Origin of the sequence: Dehalogenimonas sp. THU2, from assembly GCF_039749495.1 — a bacterium.
GTDB lineage: Bacteria > Chloroflexota > Dehalococcoidia > Dehalococcoidales > Dehalococcoidaceae > Dehalogenimonas.
Window position 1 is genome coordinate 79,372 of the sequence record NZ_JBDLLU010000006.1, and the last position, 21,705, is coordinate 101,076.

The following is a 21,705-nucleotide window of genomic DNA, read 5'->3' on the forward strand; positions in this document are numbered from 1 at the left end:
TTGAAAATACTATTGATTCAGGCCCCGTCCGTTGAAAGCGCCACCACCGAGCGCGTTTATCCGATCGGCATTGTCATAGTGGCAACGCATCTCGTCCGCGCCGGGCATCAGGTGGCGCTCCTGGATATGAACATGGAAGCCGACGCTTACGGGGCGTTGAAAAACCGGCTGCTGGCGGAACGGCCGGACGTGGTGGGATTGTCCCTAAGAAACATCGATCCACTGGCTAACAAGACCAGTTCTTTGATACCGCCCTTCATCATCACCACGCGGATGGTCTGCGCCATTTTGCCGGAAACGCCTATTGTCGCCGGGGGCACCGGTTTTTCGCTCTTTCCCCGGCGCCTGATGGAAGAACTGCCGGAGATCCGCTACGGCCTGACCGGAGGCGCCGAATCCAGTTTCCCGGAACTGTTGCAGAACTTCGACCAACCGGGGAAGATATCGGGTTTATGCTACCGCGAAAACGAACGCGTGAGGATCAATCCGGTAAGCGCGGATTATTCTTTCGACAACTACCTGGTACCCGACCGGGACCTGATATCCCCGGATCCATACAAGGGGGTCAATGCCTATGCTCCGATATTCGGCATTGAAACTAAAAGAGGCTGCCCCCTGAAGTGCGCTTACTGCGTCTATCCCCAGCTTCAAGGCAAGGTAATGCGCTGCCGCAAACCTATCGATGTAGTCAACGAAATGGAAATGCTCCAGACCAGATACGGAATCGGCGATTTTCATTTCAACGATCCGGTGGTCAACTTGCCCGCCGGCCACCTGGAGGATATCTGTGAAGATATCCTCAGACGTAAACTTAAAGTCACCTGGACCGGGTTCTTCCGGGAAGACGCGCTGGATGAGGACAAGGTCAGGCTGTACGAAAAGGCCGGTTGCAGTTGTTTTTCTTTCTCCCCCGATGGTTTCTGCCAGAGTTCACTCGACATCCTGCAGAAAAAGTTAAAAGTGTCCGATATCATCAAAGCCGCCGAACTGACGGCTCAAACCGACGTGTTGTCGATCTATCATTTCATGACCAATGTGCCGGGTGAAAACTCAGGAACCATCCAGGAGGCCAAGGCGCTGATCGATCGGCTGTATGAGATTCACGCACCAAAGCGCAACCTGGGCGCCATCATCCTCAACAACATCCGCATCATGCCCGGAACTTCGATCGAAGCCATCGCCCGAAACGAAGGGGAGATCGACGCCGATACGGACCTGCTCTACCCGGTCTATTACAATCCCCGGAAGCACGAGACCATGCGATACGAACTTGAAACCTACCACACGACGAAGAACGTATTCACATGGCAAAAGGTGGAACTAAAATGAAGGTTTTCCTGTTAGAGCATCCACGGCAGATCGCATCAGATCGGTGTAACGACATCGCCAACGCTCCTCTGGCTTCCAGCCTGGTCACCGGCTGTATCGCCGGTCTGCTGGACAGCCGCGGGCACGAAATCATGATCGCGGAAGGCTTCTTAGACAAGCTGACATACGAAAATATTTTTCAGCAGATCCGTGACTTCGATCCTCGAGTGCTGGGAGTCCACCTGATCTACAACTGGGAGAACAACCTCCAATTGTTTGCCTTTCTCAAACGCCTGAAAGCCGAAGGTTGGACCGGCAAGATCGCCGGCTACGGCTATTACCCCACCTTCGCCTACCGGGAAATCTTCGAGAACTGCCCGGAATTCGACGTCCTGATGATCGGCGAACCAGAACAAACCTTCACCGAGTGGCTGGACACTGGAGAGCCGGTGCCGGGTATGGCCTGGGTGGACCCCGCCGGGCTGATACAGATACTGCGCCGGGACGTACAACGCGATCTGGACGCCCTGCCGGACCCCATCCGGACCGAGGCTATGATGCGCATCGGCGAAGTCAATATCGAAGCCAGCCGCGGCTGCTACGGCAGATGCACCTTCTGCTATATCAACCCCTACTACGGTGCGGGATCCTGCTGGCGGCCCAAGAGCCCCGAGCGGGTGATGCAGGAGATCGATAAGGTCATTGCCAAACACGGGCCGGTCAAATTCTACTTCACCGATCCCAATTTCTTCGGCCCCGGTAAACAGGGACAGGAACGGGTGCTCAGGCTCGCCGCCATGCTCAAGGAGCGGCGTATCCGCTTTGGCATCGAAGGGCGGGTCAACGATATTCACCAGGATACCATCGCCGCCCTGGTGGACGCCGGTCTGGAGGAATTACTGATCGGTCTCGAAAGCGGACGCGATGAGGCTTTAAAGCGGCTGGATAAACTGACCACCGTCGAACAGAACGAGCGGGCTTTGCGCATCCTGCGTGCCAATGGCATCGAGCCCAGCGTGGGATTCATCATGTTCGAGCCTGATTCCTCACTGGCGGATGTGCGCACCAATTTCGAATTCCTTAAGCGAAACGCCCTGCTGAAACAGATATTTACCACAGCTAACGTGCTCTATCATCCGCAGATCATCCTTCAGGGAACCAGGGCATACCAGGCTTTGCAACAGGAAAGCCGGCTGATCCTGAAAGATACTACTTATGAAGGTATGGCGGGCTATTCGGTTCCTGAAGTGGCGTGCCTGGCCAACGTTATCGCTCAGGTCACCAACTACTTTTTCGTTACCATGGACGAGGTCTGGAAAGGCCGGTTGGTTGAGCCTACAAACGCCGCCACCCTCTACCAGGAGATCAATGGATTGCTGGTAGATTGTTTCGAAGAAAACCTGAGACGCCTGGAAGCAGGCGAAGCCGTGGACGACCGGGCCGCCGGCGCCGCTGCTCACGAGGTCAAGGAGAAAATCAGGCACGTTTTTAATCAATTCACGGAGACTGGGGAAAACAAGGACGGGATAAAGGACCATCAGGCCGGTTGTTGTAATTGAAACTTCGAAATGAAATTCAGGAGGGTTGTATGTTGATCGCAGAAGATGTCATTAAAGGAATCACGGAAGAGCAAATCGACGCTGTCGCGGCTGTCGAAGGCGTCAGCGCCGATTTAATCCACCGGGGACTCACCGCCGGCACCATCGTGGTGCCGTGTAACCCGGCTCACCGGGGGCTGAAACCGGTCGCCATCGGTACGGGTCTGCGGACCAAGGTCAGCGCCAGTATCGGGCTGGACAGCTGGGAGGGCGCCGTTACCGATGAACTGGAAAAGCTGCGGGTAGCCCTGGCAGCCGGAACCAACGCGATCATGGACCTCAGCATCGCCGGAGATATGGACGGCGCCCGCCGGGCGATCCTGGAATCTTCGCCAGTACCAGTCGGCACCCTGCCACTGTACCAGACGGTCGCCGAGGCCAGCCGGAAATGGGGCTCGTCGCTCAAGATGACGCCGGAGCAGATGCTTGAGGTCATCGAGCGTCATGCCGCCGACGGCGTGGACTTCATGGCACTCCACTGCGCCACCACCCTCGCCACCGTCGAACGCGCTAAGAACGAAGGCCGGATCGACCCGCTGGTCAGTTACGGCGGTTCTCATATCATCGGCTGGATGGTACACCACAATAAAGAGAATCCGCTGTACGAGAACTATGACCGGATACTGGAAATCGCAAAAAAATACGGCGTGACTCTCAGCCTGGCGGACGGCATGCGGCCGGGCTGCCTGGCGGATTCCCTGGACGGAGCCCAGGTACAGGAACTGATCATACTGGGGGAACTGGTGGACCGGGCACGTGACGCCGGCGTTCAGATCATGATTAAAGGTCCCGGCCATATGCCGCTCAATCACATCAAGGACACCATCACCCTGCAGAAAAGCCTGTGTAAGGGGGCGCCCTACTTTGTCTTCGGCCCCCTGCTGACCGATCTCAGCGTCGGCTATGATCACATCAACGCAGCCATCGGTGGCGCCATCAGCAGTTGGTACGGCGCGGAATTCCTGTGTTACGTGACACCTGCCGAACACATCGGCAACCCCGATGCCTCCCAGGTGCGCCAGGGCGTCATTGCCGCCCGCATCGCCGCCCATGCCGGGGATCTGGCCAGGGGCATGCCGGAGGCCATCCAGTGGGACCTGGAAATGTCCAACGCCCGCCGCGATCTGAAGTGGACCGAACAGATCAGGTTGTCTATCGACCCGGAACACGCCGAATATATGAGAAGAACCCGGAACGACGGTGAGATCGATACTTGCGCCATGTGCGGTAAGTTCTGCGCTATGAAAATCATTGCCGAGCACATGAATTTCGACCGGCACACCTGTTAAGTTTGAAAGAAGAGTGAGGAAGATATCATGACCCAGGTACTTAAAGCCCGCGCCGGGAAAATCACCGAGGAGATGGAAGCCGTCGCCCTGACCGAAGGGTTCGACGTCGAATATATCAGAGAGAGAGTGGCCGACGGCCGGATCGTCATTCCGCGGAACAAGAACCGCAAACCCTTCCGCTATTGCGGCATCGGTGAGGGCATGCGCGTCAAGGTCAACGCCTTAATCGGAACCTCTTCCAACCGCGACGATATGGCCATGGAGGCCAGGAAACTGAAAGCTGCCCAGAACGCCGGCTGCGACAGTTTCATGGACCTTTCAACGGGCGACAGTATCGATGCCATGCGGCGGCAGACCTTAAGCATGGCCGAGGTCGCCGTGGGCTGCACCACCATCTATCAGGCGGGACAGGAAGCTATCGACAAGTATGGCTCGGTGGTCGATATGCGGGTCGGGGACATAATCTCCAACATCGAGAAACAGGCCGCCGCAGGCATGGACTTCATGGCCATTCACTCCGGGTTCAATAACTCGGTCTTAAAGATGATGCAGACGCGGGGACGGGTGACCTGGGTCGTTTCCCGCGGCGGCGCCTTTATCACCGGCTGGATGCTGCACAACAAGAAGGAAAATCCCCTCTTCGAGCATTTCGACCGCATTCTGGAAATATTGAAGGCTCATGACGTCACCCTCTCCGTCGGCGACGCCATCCGCCCCGGCGCGACGGCCGATTCGCTGGACGGCGCCCAGATGCAGGGACTCCTGGTACAGGGTGATCTTACCAAACGCGCCCAGGCCGCCGGCGTTCAGGTGATGGTGGAAGGGCCCGGTCATGTTCCCCTCAATCACGTGGAAACGACCATGAGAATGCAAAAACGGATTTGCAACAATGCTCCTTACTTCATCCTCGGCACACTGGCCACCGATATCGCTCCGGGCTACGACAACATCACCGGCGCCATCGGCGGCGCCTTTGCCGGTTCCTGCGGTGCGGATTTCCTTTGCTATCTTACTCCGGCGGAACACCTGGGTCTGCCGCTGGAAGAAGACGTGCGCACCGGCGTCATCACCACCAAGATGGCGGCGCAGATCGCCGACGTGGCCCGGGGACACAAGCAGGCCATCGCCCGGGAAAATGAGATGGCGCGCGCCCGCGTAGCCATGGATCTCGACCGCCAGGTCAAAGCCGCTCTGGCGCCGGACAAGCTCATGGCCGCCGGGAAAAGCGGGCATGGTCAACATCTGTGCGTTGCCTGTGGCTCTGACTGCGCCGCTGCGGAAGCCGCGCGGTATTTTGGGATCACTTGACCTTCCATGTTGCGTATTAGACGTCGGTGTAAAATACTCCGACTGATTCAAATAGACCTGAACGAACCGACTTACCGAAACCAAGCAAAAATATAAAACCAGCGCCGGTGCGTTAATGGCACCGGCGCTTTGTTATTGATTATTTATGCCGCCAACCTTTCGGTTAACGGCTGATTAACCCGTCTGGAAGCTATTCGTCTTCATCAGACGGCGGCGGCACTACCGGGAGATCCTTCTTTGCCGGCTCACCTTCAGCGGCAGGTTTTTCGGTTTTCTCCACCGGTTTGTTTTCGATCGTAGATTTGACCGATTTCACCTGTTTATCCAGGTCCTCCTGGGCGCTCTTGAACGACCTGAGACCTTGCCCCAGGGATTTCCCCAATTCCGGTAGTTTACCGATGCCAAAAATCAGAATAACGATAATTAGGACGATGATTATCTCTGTAGGCCCGATTCTCATATCAGACTCCGTATCTTTAGTTTCTTTTATTATACCACGATATCGCAGGTTTCACCGCTGTTTTTAATGTGCCCTTCGTTCCCAAGTCTGTTACCATTAGAATGGAGATGCGGATCATCTTGCTACCGGTGGAGTGAGGACTCAAGTTTGAGCGCTGCAAAAACCAAAGCTACTGAAATCCCGGTACCGGCGTATATGTCATTTTTCGGCATTCGCGATCCGGAACAACCGAACGGTAATAGAATTCAGTATAATGTTCAACCGAAGTTTGCCGCTGTTCAATCCAGCTGAATTAAAAGATAGGTACCTTTGCCCTGATGAACTAGGTAGTGATACGTATTACGGCTAAGTCGTTATGCCGAGATATAATAAATCAATAATTGGAGAAGGAAATTGTCCGAGCGTCGAATAGGTGTTGCCCGGCCGAAAATTCAGTGCGGACACCTTTAACGGCAGCACCGTCGTGAAGTTCATTCCCGTCGGTAAGGAGGTTTAACCATGGCACAAGCGGTGTTCGGTGGCGGTTGTTTCTGGTGTCTTGAAGCTATCTTCAATCGCCTGAAAGGCGTGACCAAGGTCACTTCCGGCTATGCCGGCGGGCACGTGCCCAATCCAACCTATGAACAGGTCGGTTCCGGAAGGACGGGGCACGCCGAATCGGTCAGAATCGATTACGATCCGGCGATTATCGGTTATCGCGATCTATTGGAGGTCTTCTTTCAAGCCCACGATCCGACGACACCCGATCGCCAGGGGGTCGATATCGGTCCGGAGTATCGCTCCGTCATTCTCTATGCCGACGACGCGCAAAAGAAGGTGGCGGAGGAATTCATCTCTGAACTTGAGGCCTTAGGCAGGTATGCCCATCCGGTCGTAACTGAAGTCAAACCACTTGAAGCTTTTTACCCCGCCGAAGAGTATCATCAGGATTATTACCAGAGACACCCCGGCCAGCCCTATTGCCGCGCCGTGATCGAGCCTAAGCTGGCCAAGCTGTTCAAAAAATGAAATAACATCCCTGTTTTATCAGAAGAAAGGAAAACCCTATGCCATGTAAAGCAACGTGGAACGGTCAGATTGTCGCCGAGAGCGACGCCTGTATCATCACCGAGGGCACCCTGTATTTTCCTCCGGATTCTGTTAGACAGGAATTTCTGAAACCCTCGGATCGTCGTTATCACTGCATCTGGAAAGGCGACGCCGGATATTACAATTTGGTTTCGGGAGACGCAACGGTCAAGGACGCCGCCTGGCATTACGACAAACCCAGTAAGGCCGCTGAACCGCTTAAGGATTATGTCGCTTCCGATGAAGGATTGGGCGTCACAGTAGAGGGCAGCGCAAAACAGGAAATCAAGAGGCCGTGGTAACGCGGAAAACTGTATTACGTGGTTTCACACCTCAAATTAAGTAGTTTCACCTATTCCGTTTTATTACCGGATAACGTAGATTGAGCAAGCATCTGGCACCGGATTAGACATGAGAGGGCTGCAGTGCGTATGATCAAAGAAACGGATACGGTTACGCGGATATGCTATTGCGGACAGGCAGTTACGGTCGATTCCGATGCCCGTTTCACCTATTCCACTTGCGCTCGTTGCCCACGGTGCGGCGCCGAAGCCTTTGTCACCCGATACGAACGGTTTGGTACGTCGCTCAACCAGTTGGTCTTCAAGTGCAGTTCATGTTTCGACCAGTTCGAAGCGGGCATCGACAACATTTCACTGATGTAATGGAAGTGCTAGTCTCGGGGATAACATCGTTACGCCCTGGTCTGAGTTCCTCGGTGAATTCCAACTCCCCGTATTTGCATTTGTATGTTTTCTTAGGAGTAACAGATGGGTAACATCCGAATAATCAGCCACAGCCCCAAGGCCTTTACCGACCGTATTGAGGCGGGAAGACTGCTTGCTGCGGAACTAATCTCTTATGCCGGTCGGAAAGCAGTGGTGCTTGGCGTACCCCGCGGCGGTATGGCCGTGGCCAGGGAGATCGCCCGGCGTCTCGATGCCGACTTGGATATCGTCCTGTCTCGCAAGTTGCGCAGCCCGGGCCAGCCGGAGCTGGCCTTCGGCGCCATATCCGAGGACGGCCAGGTCTCGCTCAACCGGAACGTCGTGCAAATGCTCGGCATCAGCGACGACTATATCGAACGGGAAAAATCTTTCCAGATGGCGGAGATCAGCCGCCGTAACCGGCTGTTCCGTGAGGTCAGGCCCAAGGTGCCGCTGGCCGGGCTGACCGTCATCATTACTGATGACGGTGTGGCCACTGGCGCCACTTTCAAAGTCGCGCTGGCCGCCGCCCGCCATGAGTCACCAGCCCGTCTTGTTGCCGCCGTGCCGGTAGGACCGGAAGACACCATTTCCGAGATGGCGGCCATCGCCGACGAGATACTCTGCCTCCGCAGCCCGGCCGGTTTCGGCGCCGTAGGCCAATTCTATGAAAGCTTCGACCAGCTTGAGGATGAGGATGTATTGGCCATCCTTCGTGAAGAGAGCCAGCGTTCACCAAATCAGGCCACTGCAGGCCAATCCGCCTGAAAAACCGACCGAATCACTGAGAATTTGATAAAAGCGCAAGGGGCAGGATGATCATCCTGCCCCGGTTTTTGATACCTGGGTTGCCACCTCTCAATCGCCACATTTCAACATTTTTCTGAGTTTAAATATACTCAAGGTAAAAACGACCCTCACCCGTCTCCTCATCCCACTGATCATTCAATTTCCCGGGATTGTAAGATCAGCGGCGACCGCGGCGGTGTAACTGTTCAGCCCTTGCCTGTTCCATGGTCAACACTTTTCCCGGATAACCCACATATCCACACTGGAAACACTGGGCGTAAGTCCCATACTCATCGCTGTCCTCGAACAGATCCCCTTTTCCACACCTCGGGCAACTCTTGAAGTGGTACATAGCCTGGTCCCCTTTCTTAAATTCTATCGGTTAACCCGGGGAAAATTGAGGTCTTCCCTTACCGGTTCTACTTGCTGACTTTGCTGGTCATGATCGAATTCACCGCCGATCTTCCATGCCCCAACGATGCCCGCCCCCAGCAGCAAACCCATGCTTATCACCAGTTCCATTTTTAATACCTCGCGACCGGATATTTTCCGATGTGCTTATTGAACCTTAAAATAATCTGTTAGGAAATACGTAAAACTACCTAGTATTGGCGAAAAATGCCCTGAATTTTGATCGAATCACTATTCTTGGTTGACATAGCGTTGTTAAGAAATAAATTTCAAAGAAATCTGTTCTGGCGGCTGGAAGTAATTTGAGTTATAATTTCTAATATGCTGTCGGGAATTGATTTACCCCACAACTCAGGAGGCGCACCATGACCGTGACAATCTTTCTGGCGGATGATCACAGCGTGGTACGCAGCGGCATAAGGGCTGTGCTTGAAGGTCAGAACGATTTCGAGGTGATCGGAGAGAGCAGCGACGGGCTGGAATCGGTGCAATTGGTGGAAAAACTCCATCCGGACGTGCTTATCGTTGATTTGATGCTTCATGGGATATCCGGCATCGAAGTTTGCCGTCAAGTAGTCAAGCGATCGAATCGGACGTGCGTTATCCTTCTGTCGATGTACGGAAACGAAACCTACGTCCAGGGAGCCCTGCGTGCTGGCGCCAAAGGGTATCTTCTCAAAGAATCCACCGTCGATGAATTGGTCGCCGCTGTCCGGGATGTCATGACCGGCCGCCACTATCTTTCGTCGGCATTATCGCAGCGGGCTATCGAATCGTATATCAAGCAAACCGAAAACGACGCTGTCGTCGACCCGTACGAACAGTTATCCACCCGGGAACGGGAAGTCCTGCACATGGTGGTCCGGGGACATACCGGCGCTGACATTGCTAAACGCCTGTTCATCAGCCCTCGTACTGTTGAAGCCCACCGGGCGAACCTGATGCGTAAGCTCAATCTCAAGAACCACAGCCAGTTGCTCCGTTACGCCCTGCAGAAAGGCTTCGTGCCGCCGGAACCGGAAACCCTCAACGAAGCAGCCGCTCCCGACACGGAATAATTCTCCTGGCAAGTCAGTGTCGATACGGCTTGATGGCGTGGTCTATTAACCGGGATTAGCGGTCAGGTACTTAACGAACCATTTTCCCGCCAGCCGCTGTACTTCATCCAGCTTGCCGGGCTCTTCGAAGAGATGGGTGGCTCCCGGCACGATGGCGAGTTCTTTCTCGACGTGTAGCTGCTCCATGGCGATCTCGTTGAGCCGGATGACCTCTGTATCGTCACCGCCCACGATCAGCAGCGTCGGCGCCGCCATCTTGCCGAGATATTCCGCCGCCAGGTCGGGACGCCCGCCCCGGGACACCACCGCCGCCACCCTTTCCGGTCGTTGCGCCGCGGCCACCAGCGCCGCGGCGGCTCCGGTGGAAGCTCCGAAATATCCGAGTGATAATCCCCGTGTTTCGGTGCGGGTACCCAGCCAGTCGGTAACACTAACCAAACGTTCCCCCAGAAACGGGATATTGAACCGTAATTCCGCTGTAATATTATCTATGGATTCTTCGCTTGAAGTGAGAAGATCGAAAAGCAAAGTTCCCAGCCGCGCTTGCCGGAGTCCGGCCGCCACCCGCCGGTTGCGGGTGCTCAGTCGGCTCGAACCGCTGCCGTGAGCAAACACCACCAATCCGGTAGCCCCTTCCGGCAAGCAAAGATCTCCGGACAATCGTGTCTCACCGACCGGGATCGTTACAGGACATTCACCACCGTTCATCTCTGACTCCTGCGAAAGACTAATATCACCTTTATTGTATTCCTTGATCCGCCAATTCCATAGTGAACAACGAGGAGGGAATCGTCACAGTATCTTACACTCGCTTTCATGAACGAGCGAAACCTCTGGCAATCTCCTTACGGCAATACGCGCGCTATTTTGCTATAATCCCCTTTTATTAATTTTCAAAGGTGTTTGATGACATTACCTTCAAAATGGAAAACGTCCTCCCGGCTGGCTACCGCCGCATTGCTGGTGGTAGCCGCGGTTTGGGGATCGACTTTCGTCGTAGTCCAGGAAGCCGTGTCCCGAATGCCGGTCCTGGATTTCTTAGCCGTACGCTTCGCCGTGGCAGCGTTTGTTATGATCGCTATACGTCCGCACTGCTTCCGAGGTATGACCCGGCTGGGCTTCGCACGTTCGACGGGCCTGGGTTTAACTCTCGGTCTGGCATATATCGCCCAAACATTCGGACTGCAGCAGACCTCAGCTGCCATTTCCGGTTTCATCACCGGCATGTTCGTGGTGTTCACGCCGTTATTGTCGGCAGTCATTCTGCGCCGTAAAATCGGTACCAATGTCTGGATAGCGGTCGCTCTGGCTACTGCCGGTTTAGCGCTGTTGAGTCTGTACGGTTGGTCCGTCGGCGGAGGCGAGATTCTGACACTCCTCTGCGCTCTGCTGTTCGCTCTTCACATCATCGGCCTTGGCGAATGGGCCGGCAAACATGATGTCTATGGCCTGGCGGTGATTCAGATCGGCTTCGTGGCCGTGATATCCTTCGCCGCCGGCCTGCCCGACGGCCTGACGCTGCCGCCTGATGCCGCCACCTGGGCAGCTGTCGGCTTGACGGCTGTCTTCGCCACCGCCGCCGCCTTCCTAATTCAGACATGGGCGCAGTCCCTCATGTCACCGGCGCGCACCGCGATCATTATCACCATGGAACCGGTCTTCGCCGGTGTTTTCGCCGTTCTTTTCGCCGGTGAGCACCTGACGATGCGCGTTATCGCGGGCGCCGCTTTGGTGCTGGCGGCAATGCTGCTAGTGGAACTCAAACAGGCGGCCTCACCGGTCGGATATCGCACCGGAGCCGTCGAACCGGTTGAAATCGCACCTGATCCGGTGGCTATCACCGCCGATTTCGAGTCTATCGAATCGGCATAATTGGACCGTACCAATCTCGTCCGACGCCGGTTTACACCAGAACTTCAGTCCAATAGATGTGTGTATTCCTTGACGGCGTTTTGAGTCTGGAAAAAACCGTCCTATAATCAAGTTAAACAATGATGGAGGTACATGATGAGTGACCAAAGAGTCCCGTTCACGGTAGAAAACGTAAAAAAGTGCGTCTGCGGCAAATGTCCGGTCCAAGCCGGTAGCCAGTGTTCCAAGGGTAAAATGGGCGATATCCAGAATGCGCTGGCGCAAAACCCTTTGCAGGCTGATGCCATACCGGGTCTTTACTGCGCTACAGGAAAAGCCGCGTGTGGTGACCTCGATATGTCCAAGATGTGCATGTGCGGAGCCTGCCCCATTTGGGAGGAGTTCTCACTGCCGACCACCACGCCCATGGGGTACTATTGCCGCGATGGCAAAGCAAAGTAAAATAGACAGCGGAAATCCCGCCATTTCCTATAACTACATCAATCCGGGCCGACTTGCAGTCGGCCCGGTATTCTTTTTGGACGATTGCGCCTATCAGATGTGACGTTCACTTTCTCCCGGGCAACCGCCGGAGGACCGCACGCGCCGGAGCGCCGTCACCGCCCCCGATCTTCAATGGCAGACAAGCCAACTGGTACCGACCGGCGCTTACCCCGGACAGGTCAAGCCCTTCGATTATCCAGATTCCGGCTCCAAGTAAGGTGCGATGTACTTCACCGCCATCCTTATGGTATCCGCCCACCGACAGGTAATCCACCCCGACGGCAGAGATATCTCTTTCTGCGAGGTAACTCGCCGCTTCTACGGTTATGTAAACAAAGTCTTTGTTAAACTCGGTTCTTTCTTTCCACAATGCCGAGTTGTGCGTCTTGAAGAGGATTCTCTCTCCCTTCCGCAAACGGTGGCGGACGAGTTCCTCTGGCTTGATCGATTCCATGTCATCGATCTCTACAACCCTTGCCGGTCCCAGCAATACGCCCGGATCTAATTCATCCACTGCCGCCGCTCCTTTCAGAAAGTGTGCCGGCGCGTCCACATGAGTGCCGGAGTGTGACCCCATCGTCAACTGAGACAGTGTATGGCTGTCGCCTTTCGCTAGATCCTGAACGCGCTCGATGCGTACCGGAGGATCTCCCGGCCAGTGAACCATACCGTCGCACAGCGTTACCGAGATATCTATCCATTGATCAAAATATGTGCTCACGCCGGCATCCCCCAATAATTACTATCTCCATAAAATATAACAAATTACTGACGAAAGCTATATTCCGGCCTCTCAAATCAGATTTCGTCATGATTTTGGGACTTGCGGTAATTCAGGCTATCATTTTTGCTCCGAATTACGGGCAGTGTTATAATCCGCCCGCATGACCATGGGATATTTCATCTCAGTTATCGGCGCCTCACGCGCCTCCGCCGCCGAACTCAAGGTCGCGGAGGCCGTCGGCCGTGAAGTGGCGCTGGCTGGCGCTACGGTCGTCTGCGGCGGTCTGGGAGGTATCATGGAAGCCGCCTGTCGCGGCGCGGTGGAAGCCGGCGGCATGACCATCGGCATCCTGCCCGGTGAACACCGGGAGACCGCCAACCCATACGTGCGGATCCCCATCGTAACCGGTCTGGGTTATGCCCGAAATTCCGTGGTGGCTAAAACCGGCCAGGCGGTGATCGCCATCGGTGGCAGTTACGGAACCCTGTCGGAAATCGCCTACGCACGGCAGGCCGGCATCCCCGTTATCGGATTAGGTAGTTGGAGTATTTCCCGGAATGGGACCACGGATACTTCGATAATCTGCGCTGAAACCCCGTCAACCGCCGTTAAACTGGCTTTGTCTAAGATCTCCGAAGTCCTCGAATAAGTCATAAATTAGTGAGGTAGTTTTCGATGCTGACAATCAAGAACGTTATCGGCCATGAAATTCTGGATTCCCGCGGCAACCCCACCGTTGCCGCCACCGTGACGTTATCGGACGGGGTTACCGGTTGGGCGGCGGTACCGTCAGGCGCCAGCACCGGCACTCATGAAGCAGTAGAACTGCGTGATAACGACCCCAAACGCTATCATGGTAAAGGTGTCCTTAGGGCGGTATACAACATCCATAAAGAGTTGGCCCCGATGCTCCTCGATTGGCCGGCCAACGATCAGAGATTCATTGATCACACCTTGATAACGCTCGACGGAACGGAAAACAGAAGCCGCCTGGGAGCTAACGCTATCCTGGCTGTGTCGCTGGCATCAGCGCGGGCGACCGCCAATTCCAAAGGGATATCATTATTTCGTCATTTGAACGGGATCGGCGGCTACACCCTGCCGGTTCCTCTTCTGAACATTTTGAACGGCGGCCGCCACGCCGCCAATTCCACCGATTTTCAGGAGTTCATGATCGCCCCGGTAGGCGCGTCGACCTTTTCAGATGCCCTGAGCATGGGTACCGAGATTTACCAATCGCTCAAAGCCATACTCAAGAAACAGGGGTATAGCACCAATGTCGGCGACGAAGGCGGCTTCGCCCCATCGCTCAAATCCAACGCCGAGGCGGTCGAGATCATCATCAAGGCCATCGAGAAAGCCGGCTACGCGCCGGGCAAGGACTGTTTCATCGCCCTGGACTCCGCGGCTTCGGAACTCTACCGTGACGGTAAATACGCCTTGGAGCGAGAAGGTAAAACGCTTTCTTCCGCCGAGCTTATCGAGTTTTACGCCAAATGGGTGACGGACTACCCCATTATCAGCATCGAGGACGCCCTGTTCGAGGATGATTGGGAAGGCTGGAACCTTCTGAATCAGAGGATCGGCGCCAAGGTGCAATTGGTCGGCGACGATCTTTATGTCACCAACCTCAAGCGCCTGGAGCGCGGTATAAAAGAGCAGTCTTCGAATTCGATCCTCATTAAGCTCAATCAGATCGGCACACTCACCGAGACCATCGCCGCCATTGAGATGGCTCATAAGAGCGGTTGGACGGCTATCGCCAGCCACCGCTCCGGCGAGACCGAGGACACCACTATCGCCGACCTGTCGGTCGCCCTCGCTACCGGACAGATCAAGACCGGGGCTCCCTGTCGAGGGGAACGCACTTGCAAATACAACCGACTGCTGGCCATCGAGGAAGAACTGGGAACCGAGGCGCGATACGCGGGAAGAGCAGCCTTCAATGGACGATAATGTTCCGGAATATTCACGAACAAATCCAACCGTTAGTACGGTCTCGGAACGATCATCGTGGTGGCGGGGACGTTGCGGACTATCGAAGACGGTTTCCGCCGCTCGTTCAACGTGCCGTTAGATCCAGTCGATATACCTGCCACGCTTCCAGGTGTCGCGCTCCCATTTTCTTATAAAACTGGTGAGCTGGCGTATTCCAATCCAACGCGGTCCACTCCATCATACCGCATCCCCGCAGTTCCGCCTCCCCGATTATCGCTTGAAACAGCGCTTTGCCAACTCCCCGCCCCCGATACTCCGGGAGAACGATAATGTCTTCGAGGTACAATTTCGGCATAGCATTGAAGCTGCCCCAGGTCTCGTAGACGATGGCGCAACCTGCTGCTTTCCCATCATCCTCCACCAGGAAGGTTTCAAACCGCGGCCGCTCCCGCTGCATTTCGGCGACGCACCGCTCCCGGGCCGCAGCGTCCGGCGGCTCTAGTTTTTCGAATTCAGCCAGGGCGGTGATGAGATCGATGACAGCCCCAGCATCTTTGGCGGCAGCACGGCGGACTACTATTTTTTCATTCATATATTAAGTCTTAAAGTAACCAGTCCCGGGCGCGGGTGGTCTCAAAGCAGATCGACGGCAGGCATCCCCGGGCGGCGCCGGAACTGCGTTTCGTACAGCCGAGCGTACAGCCCGCCGCGAGCCATCAGTTCCGGATGAGTTCCCTGTTCGATGATACGCCCCCGATCCATAACCAGGATCTGGTCGGCAGCCAGTATCGTGGACAACCGGTGAGCGATGACGATGCTGGTGCGCCCGGCCATCACTCGTTTCAGGGCTTCCTGAATCAGGGCTTCGGACTCGGAGTCCAGGGAACTGGTAGCCTCATCCAGTACCAGGATGCGCGGGTCTTTCAGGATGACCCGCGCCAGCGCCAGCCGCTGCTTCTCGCCGCCGGACAACCGATAACCCCGCTCCCCTACCACCGTATCGTAGCGCGCCGGCAGTCCGGTGATAAAATCGTGGATGTTCGCCGCCTTCGCCGCCGCCTCCATCTGCTCCTGTGTGGCGTTAGGACGGGCATAGAGCAGGTTCATCCGTATGGTGTCGTGAAACAGGTAGGTTTCCTGGGTAACCATGCCTATTTGTTCCGTCAATGATGCTAATGTCACATCTTTGAGGTCGATGCCGTCGATCAGGATATAGCCGGAGACCGGATCGTACAGCCGCGGGATAAGATAGGTCAGCGTCGTTTTACCCGCCCCGCTAGGACCCACCAGGGCCACCAGTTGTCCGGGTTCGGCGCGGAACGAGACATGTTCAAGCGCCTGTTCCCGCGCCTGGGTCGGTAAAACGATCCCGACTCCTTCGCCATTGCCCTCGCCGTTGCCCGGTTTGACCGCCCGATCCCCGGACAGCACCGCCATCACATCCTGGTCCCCACCGAACCGTTTAACGTCCTTGAGCAGCATCTGTTCATCGACCGTATAACGGAAGCTCACGTCCTTGAATTCCAGCTCGCCCCGAACATCCCGCAGCACCATCGCGCCGGGTTTTTCAAATATCTCATGCGGCAGGTCGATAACCTCAAAAACCCGTTCGAAGCTGACCATAGAGGTAGCGAAATCCACCGGAGCATTGGTCAGCGTTTGTAACGAGTTATAAAGACTGGCCAGGAGAGCCGCGAGGGCGACGATTGTACCAATAGACAACGCGCCCTGGATCACCAGATAGCCGCCGACGCCGTAAACCAGGGCGACACCGACGGAAGATAAAAGTCCGATACTGACGAAAAAGATCATACCGGTGACTGCCCGGCGAACGCCGGCTTCCCTGACCTCGGCGGCGCGTTCCTTAAAACGCTCGTCCTCTACGGTGGCACGGCCGAACAACTTGACCAGCAGCGCGCCGGAAATATTCAGCAGTTCATGCATCACCGCGTTCATCTTGGCGTTATAATCCATTTGTTCGCGGGCTATAATCTGGAGGCGCCTGCCCAACCTGCGGCCGGCCAGCAGGAAGAAAGGCATCACAATCACGCTGATCAGGGTGAGCCGCCATTCCAATACCGCCATCACGGAAATCAACACTATCGACTGGATCAGGCTGGTGAAGATTGTGACAAAGGTATTGGAGATGGCGGTCTGCGCCCCCACTACGTCATTATTGAGGCGGCTCATGAGCTCACCGACCTTGGTGTTGGTAAAGAAATTGAGCGCCATCCGTTGCAGGTGAGCGAACAGCGCCACCCGGAGATCATAAACCACGCCCTCACCGACCTTGGCGTTGAATCGCCGGAGCAGCACGTTCAGAACGCTGGTCAGTATAGGGACCAGCAGCAGCGCGACAATGAGCCAGCCCAGTTCGGTCAGGTTCCCATCTGGTAGGGTTTTGTCGATCAGCCGGCGCAAAATAAGAGGGGTCGCCAGCGCCAGGCCGGTGGTGGCCATGGTGATGAGCACCATCGCTCCAATCCACCCCCGGTACGGCGTCGCATAGGTCAAAATCCGTCTGAGCAGTCGCCTGGTCACTTTTGGTTTGCCGTCCTGGGCGCCTATGGTCGCCCAGGGAAACCCGTGGATCATCGACATGTTTTGTTTCCGTGGGCTGACTTCATGGGCAACGTTTGAGGTAATCGATCCCGGTTAAGCGGCGGCCATTGTGTCTGGTGCATTCGCTCTGCGCAAGTGTTTAGAGAGTAATATAATAATCGTTTGAACATTGTGTATTATGTTATCACAAGTGTATCCAGGTGCGCTCTGCTGCCAACGATGTATGGAGTTTACACGCCGATGACAGGTGTACCCAGTAATAACTCAATTCAGTTTACCGCTCGACCGGATACCCGTGAACCGGGCTACGTACCATTTGAAGATCAGGAACAGGCGACAAATGGCGGCACGTCACCATCGGCTTTCGCCGCCCTGAACTGGTCCGCGGGCACACCCGTCAGCAGTTTCGCCGATAATCCCTTGATTTCCGGATCATTGGACTGATCGAGGGCGCTTGAAGCATATCGGACCACCAGATCCCAACGTTTTAATTCTGTAGCAGCCACCGCCGCGACAAACGTAGGCACCACGGTTTTGGCCCAGAAATTAGCGGATTCGTATTTTTGAAGTGCAGCAGCCGGGTTCCCGGCATCCAGGAGTTCCTGCATGGCTACCGCCATCGCCGTACCCGGAGGATCGGCGCCTTCGGTTATGCCGCCTTTATGCAAGGCCAGGCATCCACCGAAACAGCGGCCGTCTTTGAAATGAGGGCAATCGACGCAATGCGGGAAGCAGCCGCTTTCGAGCAGTTGATAGTCGGTATTCAGCCGAAACCAATCGCTCAATTCCTGTTCGCTGCTGAAATCGGTCACTTTTACCCGCTGCAAGGTTGAAAGCGCAAAGCACCGCAGCGCCTCCAATTCTGGAGTGACATCGATCACCGGTTCACACGACCCCATCCGAGAGGCGGTGCCGTCATGGTACTGTCTTACCCAGGCCATCTGCTCATCGGTGAAAAAACACAGCGGCAGCGGGCAGTCGAGCAACGCCTCTATCTTCAGGCGAGCCGCCTCCTGAAGCATCTCGAAACACTTGTCGGCGGTCACCCGGTACTGCTCCGGTGTCACCACGCTGGATGGGAAATCCCTCTGGGGGTTAGCCACCGTCCAGCGGAAATTGGATCGTCCCAGCCGGTGAGCCAGTTCAGGCATGAACTTGGGGTCGAAGTCCGGCCGCCAGACATTGAATCCCAGGATCACCCTGAAGCCCCGCCTGATAGCGGTCTCGATATTATTCATGACCTTATCGAAATGCTTGGGATTGCGGTAGTCCCGGGGTTCATTAACATTGAAAATGATACCGGAATCGTCAGGCCCGATGTTTTCCAGCAGCCTGTTTTTAAAGATCCCCCCGGTCAAAATGCGCAATCCAGTGCCGGGACTGGTCTTCCGGAAAAGCGCGATGATAGCCGGTAGTTCCGGATGCAGGAATGGCTCACCACCTAGGAGCGAAAGATACGGCAATTGGGACTGACGCGCCCAGACCGCCAGTTTCACCACATTTTCCATCGGCACCAACGCCGCTTTGCCTTTTTCTCGTTCGCCGGACTCAAAACAGTAAGGGCATGAGTTTGTGCATGCCCTGGCCAGTACCAGATTCATATCATCCCCATCGCTTCAAAAAATCTCTAAACAGCCTCGATTATATTCCGTAACCTCGATGCGGTCAACGGGATGCGGACAATCCGATCAAGCAAATTACCCCCGTTTGATCAGGGGAAGTTGGACGTTCACAACCAGAGAATTCCAGACAAATCTGAACACCAGCCTCATCCCCCGTCCAAAGACGGATGCTCCTTCTCCACGAACCAACCTGCCGGATCGGACAGGTATTCCTTATAATCGAGGAGCGCTAACTCATGCTCCCATTCCTCATTCGCGATAGACCCGAACAATTCCTTTTCAGTAGTGTATGCGGCTTTATCCGAGTGATCCTTGTAGAATTCATAGCTCTTCCTCTCCTTGTCGATCGCAAGCTGAAGAGCCTCAACTTCGCTTGAACTACCGTTCACCGTCACTCCCAACTCCCGGCAAGTCTCAATGAGATTGTTCCGGATGTCGTGAACACCGCGTTTTTCGGGTCCGGATGACGGCCAGCCATGCCCCTTGGTTATAGATTCATAAAACTCTTCGAACCTGCGCCGATGCCCGTCCTCCTCCTCCGCCAGAGACAGGAGCAGTTTCCTTCCGGCCTCGTTATTGCTCCCTTCGCTTGCGACCAGGTAGCATTCCTTGGCTTCCGACTCCATCTCCATGGCGAGGTTGATCGCCTCAAGCAGTTTTTCCTGTTCGTCTGTAATATCCATGTTGAATCTCCTGATCTCGGTTTTTATGGCATTGCTCTCTATCCAAGATATGGGCTTATCACGTTGTTGTCAAGAATTGGCTGCGAATTTTTCGACCGGGTTGGTCTGTAAGCTTAACAATAAAGCCCCCGAAATCGGAGGCTCTGGCTTAATATATTTTGGCGCGCCTGGAGGGATTCGAACCCACGACCCTTGGTTTCGAAGACCAATGCTCTATCCCCTGAGCTACAGGCGCGGGGAAGCGGATTGGGGTGGGTAGTGGGGGTCGAACCCACGGTCTTCAGGGCCACAACCTGACGCCTTAACCACTCGGCTATACCCACCGCGCAAATAGTTATTATAGCCAATGTGTCCCCCAACATTCAATTTATTTGCCGGTGAGATTAAACGACTGGTCTTTTCCGATGTCCAGCCCCATCGGTATCCCCTGTCTTGAGAACTGATGGCTGCAGACTGATAACTGAAGACGACAACAGGATGCTAACAACTCGAATCGTTGAATTATCATTCAACAATATGCTATAAATAACCAGTTTAGCTTGAGGTACGTTTAAAGATGTCCTACAAACACACCGCTCCGGATTACACGCGCCGCGTCGTCATCACCGGCATCGGCATGGTCAGCCCGCTCGGCCTGAACACCGAAACTACCTGGGACGGTCTCATCAACGGCCGCAACGGCATTGAATACCTGACCCTTTTCGACGCCTCCCCCCTTGAAACTAAATTCGGCGGCGAGGTCAAGAATTTCGAGCCAGGGGATTATATCGGTAAAAAGGACATCCGGCGCATGGACCGCTTCGCCCAGTTGGCCGTGGCCGCGGCGCGGATGGCTGTCGAGGAGTCTAAGGTGGACGTCGCCGCGAAGGGCGAGGGGATCGGCGTCATCGTCGGCTCCGGAATCGGCGGCCTCACCACCCTGTTCGATCAGGCGCAGGTTTATATTGAAAAAGGCCCTTCCAAGGTTACGCCGTTCCTCATCCCGATGATGATCTCGGATATCGCCGCGGCCCAGATCGCTATTTCCATGGGCCTCAAAGGCCCCAACTTCTGCACCACTTCAGCCTGTGCCTCCGGTTCCGACGCCATCGGCACCGCTTACGAAAGTATCCGCCAGGGCCGCGCCGACATCATGCTGGCTGGCGGTACCGAGTCTGGCATGAACCCCCTGGCCTTCGCCGCTTTCAACTCCCTGAACGCCCTGTCGACCAACAACGACGATCCCCACCACGCATCCCGTCCCTTCGACGCCGCCCGCGGCGGTTTCGTCATGAGCGAAGGTGCCACCGTGGTCGTCCTTGAGGAACTTAACGAAGCACTCGAACGCGGCGCCCATATCTACGCAGAGGTCATCGGCTACGGCTCTTCCTGCGACGCCTACCATATCGTGCAGCCCGTTGAGACCGGCGCCGGCGCCGCCCAGGCGATACAAATGGCGGTCGACCGTGCGGGTATCGACCCGAACGAGATCGATTACGTCAACGCCCACGGCACCTCCACCCAGCTCAACGACAAGATGGAAACGGCAGCCATCAAGACCGTGCTTGGCGATCACGCTTATAAAGTAGCTATCAGTTCCACCAAGTCGATGCTGGGGCACCTTATCGGCGGCGCCGGCGCCATCGAATGCGCCATCTGCGCTCTGACTATCAAAAATGGTATAATTCCGCCGACGATCAACTACGAGACTCCGGACCCGGATTGCGACCTGGATTATGTACCTAACACCGCCAGAAAAGCAGAAGTACGCACCACTCTGTCCAACTCTTTTGGGTTCGGCGGTCATAACTCTGTGCTCATTTTACGTCAATACGCTGAGGAATAG

Annotated in this window: 22 protein-coding genes and 2 tRNA genes; 14 read left to right on the forward strand and 10 right to left on the reverse strand. The window is 55.4% G+C overall.

What is annotated here, in order from left to right:
* From bzaD to bzaB, 4 genes are read left to right on the forward strand one after another with little or no spacing between them, the layout of a single operon-like run.
* Complete coding sequence (bzaD, locus tag ABFB09_RS04660; RefSeq protein WP_347000264.1) at positions 1–1,329, forward strand: B12 lower ligand biosynthesis radical SAM protein BzaD; 1,329 nt, start codon at positions 1–3, stop codon at positions 1,327–1,329.
* Positions 1,326–2,867 carry a radical SAM protein gene (locus tag ABFB09_RS04665; RefSeq protein WP_347000266.1) on the forward strand — a complete coding sequence of 514 codons (1,542 nt, stop codon included), beginning with the start codon at positions 1,326–1,328 and terminating at the stop codon, positions 2,865–2,867. Before bzaD ends, ABFB09_RS04665 begins: the two co-directional genes overlap by 4 nt.
* A 29-nt stretch (positions 2,868–2,896) precedes the next feature.
* Positions 2,897–4,195: a phosphomethylpyrimidine synthase ThiC gene (thiC, locus tag ABFB09_RS04670; protein ID WP_347000267.1), complete on the forward strand. Its 1,299-nt coding sequence runs from the start codon at positions 2,897–2,899 to the stop codon at positions 4,193–4,195.
* A gap of 27 nt (positions 4,196–4,222) precedes the next feature.
* Positions 4,223–5,503 (forward strand): B12 lower ligand biosynthesis ThiC-like protein BzaB, encoded by a 1,281-nt coding sequence (gene bzaB, locus ABFB09_RS04675; RefSeq protein ID WP_347000269.1) that lies wholly within the window; start codon positions 4,223–4,225, stop codon positions 5,501–5,503.
* Positions 5,504–5,693: 190 nt separating this feature from the next.
* On the opposite strand, the gene tatA is transcribed toward bzaB, so the two are convergent.
* On the reverse strand, positions 5,694–5,963 hold the full coding sequence (gene tatA, locus ABFB09_RS04680) for a twin-arginine translocase TatA/TatE family subunit (protein ID WP_347000271.1): 270 nt from the start codon (positions 5,961–5,963) through the stop codon (positions 5,694–5,696).
* A gap of 498 nt (positions 5,964–6,461) precedes the next feature.
* On the opposite strand from tatA, the gene msrA reads away from it, so the two are divergent.
* From msrA to ABFB09_RS04700, 4 genes are all read left to right on the forward strand, one after another.
* Positions 6,462–6,971, forward strand: coding sequence for a peptide-methionine (S)-S-oxide reductase MsrA (gene msrA / locus ABFB09_RS04685; protein ID WP_347000273.1), 510 nt, complete (start codon positions 6,462–6,464; stop codon positions 6,969–6,971).
* Positions 6,972–7,009: 38 nt separating this feature from the next.
* A complete protein-coding gene (locus ABFB09_RS04690) occupies positions 7,010–7,333 on the forward strand; it encodes a DUF427 domain-containing protein (RefSeq protein ID WP_347000275.1) in 324 nt (107 codons plus the stop codon).
* 129 nt (positions 7,334–7,462) lie between these two features.
* Positions 7,463–7,696 (forward strand): hypothetical protein, encoded by a 234-nt coding sequence (locus ABFB09_RS04695; protein WP_347000276.1) that lies wholly within the window; start codon positions 7,463–7,465, stop codon positions 7,694–7,696.
* Positions 7,697–7,801: 105 nt separating this feature from the next.
* The gene (locus tag ABFB09_RS04700) at positions 7,802–8,506 is read left to right on the forward strand and encodes a phosphoribosyltransferase family protein (protein ID WP_347000278.1); all 705 of its coding nucleotides are present in this window, start codon (positions 7,802–7,804) and stop codon (positions 8,504–8,506) included.
* Between the two features lie 396 nt (positions 8,507–8,902).
* Here the strand turns inward: ABFB09_RS04700 and ABFB09_RS04705 are convergent, their stop codons facing one another.
* The gene (locus tag ABFB09_RS04705) at positions 8,903–9,049 is read right to left on the reverse strand and encodes a hypothetical protein (protein WP_347000280.1); all 147 of its coding nucleotides are present in this window, start codon (positions 9,047–9,049) and stop codon (positions 8,903–8,905) included.
* 254 nt (positions 9,050–9,303) lie between these two features.
* Here ABFB09_RS04705 and ABFB09_RS04710 point away from each other — a divergent pair, with 254 nt between their 5' ends.
* Positions 9,304–9,996 (forward strand): response regulator transcription factor, encoded by a 693-nt coding sequence (locus ABFB09_RS04710; protein WP_347000281.1) that lies wholly within the window; start codon positions 9,304–9,306, stop codon positions 9,994–9,996.
* 45 nt (positions 9,997–10,041) lie between these two features.
* On the opposite strand, the gene ABFB09_RS04715 is transcribed toward ABFB09_RS04710, so the two are convergent.
* Positions 10,042–10,704, reverse strand: coding sequence for a dienelactone hydrolase family protein (locus ABFB09_RS04715; RefSeq protein ID WP_347000282.1), 663 nt, complete (start codon positions 10,702–10,704; stop codon positions 10,042–10,044).
* Between the two features lie 198 nt (positions 10,705–10,902).
* Between ABFB09_RS04715 and ABFB09_RS04720 the strand changes: the two genes are divergently transcribed.
* Both ABFB09_RS04720 and ABFB09_RS04725 read left to right on the forward strand, forming a co-directional pair.
* Positions 10,903–11,868 carry a DMT family transporter gene (locus ABFB09_RS04720; protein WP_347000284.1) on the forward strand — a complete coding sequence of 322 codons (966 nt, stop codon included), beginning with the start codon at positions 10,903–10,905 and terminating at the stop codon, positions 11,866–11,868.
* Positions 11,869–12,003: 135 nt separating this feature from the next.
* The gene (locus ABFB09_RS04725; RefSeq protein ID WP_347000286.1) at positions 12,004–12,309 is read left to right on the forward strand and encodes a DUF2769 domain-containing protein; all 306 of its coding nucleotides are present in this window, start codon (positions 12,004–12,006) and stop codon (positions 12,307–12,309) included.
* A gap of 106 nt (positions 12,310–12,415) precedes the next feature.
* Here the strand turns inward: ABFB09_RS04725 and ABFB09_RS04730 are convergent, their stop codons facing one another.
* A complete protein-coding gene (locus tag ABFB09_RS04730) occupies positions 12,416–13,072 on the reverse strand; it encodes a cyclase family protein (RefSeq protein ID WP_347000287.1) in 657 nt (218 codons plus the stop codon).
* A gap of 169 nt (positions 13,073–13,241) precedes the next feature.
* Between ABFB09_RS04730 and ABFB09_RS04735 the strand changes: the two genes are divergently transcribed.
* Both ABFB09_RS04735 and eno read left to right on the forward strand, forming a co-directional pair.
* Positions 13,242–13,724 (forward strand): TIGR00725 family protein, encoded by a 483-nt coding sequence (locus ABFB09_RS04735; RefSeq protein ID WP_347000321.1) that lies wholly within the window; start codon positions 13,242–13,244, stop codon positions 13,722–13,724.
* Between the two features lie 26 nt (positions 13,725–13,750).
* Complete coding sequence (gene eno / locus ABFB09_RS04740; protein WP_347000288.1) at positions 13,751–15,031, forward strand: phosphopyruvate hydratase; 1,281 nt, start codon at positions 13,751–13,753, stop codon at positions 15,029–15,031.
* Positions 15,032–15,137: 106 nt separating this feature from the next.
* On the opposite strand, the gene ABFB09_RS04745 is transcribed toward eno, so the two are convergent.
* The 6 genes from ABFB09_RS04745 to ABFB09_RS04770 form a co-directional block, all read right to left on the reverse strand.
* Positions 15,138–15,605 (reverse strand): GNAT family N-acetyltransferase, encoded by a 468-nt coding sequence (locus tag ABFB09_RS04745; protein ID WP_347000290.1) that lies wholly within the window; start codon positions 15,603–15,605, stop codon positions 15,138–15,140.
* Positions 15,606–15,646: 41 nt separating this feature from the next.
* Complete coding sequence (locus ABFB09_RS04750) at positions 15,647–17,614, reverse strand: ABC transporter ATP-binding protein (RefSeq protein ID WP_347000292.1); 1,968 nt, start codon at positions 17,612–17,614, stop codon at positions 15,647–15,649.
* A 284-nt stretch (positions 17,615–17,898) separates the two neighbouring features.
* Positions 17,899–19,176: a radical SAM protein gene (locus tag ABFB09_RS04755; RefSeq protein ID WP_347000293.1), complete on the reverse strand. Its 1,278-nt coding sequence runs from the start codon at positions 19,174–19,176 to the stop codon at positions 17,899–17,901.
* 167 nt (positions 19,177–19,343) lie between these two features.
* Entirely contained in the window at positions 19,344–19,880 is a 537-nt protein-coding gene (locus ABFB09_RS04760; RefSeq protein WP_347000295.1) for a ferritin family protein, read from the reverse strand.
* 159 nt (positions 19,881–20,039) lie between these two features.
* A tRNA-Arg gene (locus tag ABFB09_RS04765) sits at positions 20,040–20,115 on the reverse strand.
* 12 nt (positions 20,116–20,127) lie between these two features.
* Positions 20,128–20,203 (reverse strand) — tRNA-His (locus ABFB09_RS04770).
* Positions 20,204–20,436: 233 nt separating this feature from the next.
* Between ABFB09_RS04770 and fabF the strand changes: the two genes are divergently transcribed.
* The gene (gene fabF / locus ABFB09_RS04775) at positions 20,437–21,705 is read left to right on the forward strand and encodes a beta-ketoacyl-ACP synthase II (RefSeq protein ID WP_347000297.1); all 1,269 of its coding nucleotides are present in this window, start codon (positions 20,437–20,439) and stop codon (positions 21,703–21,705) included.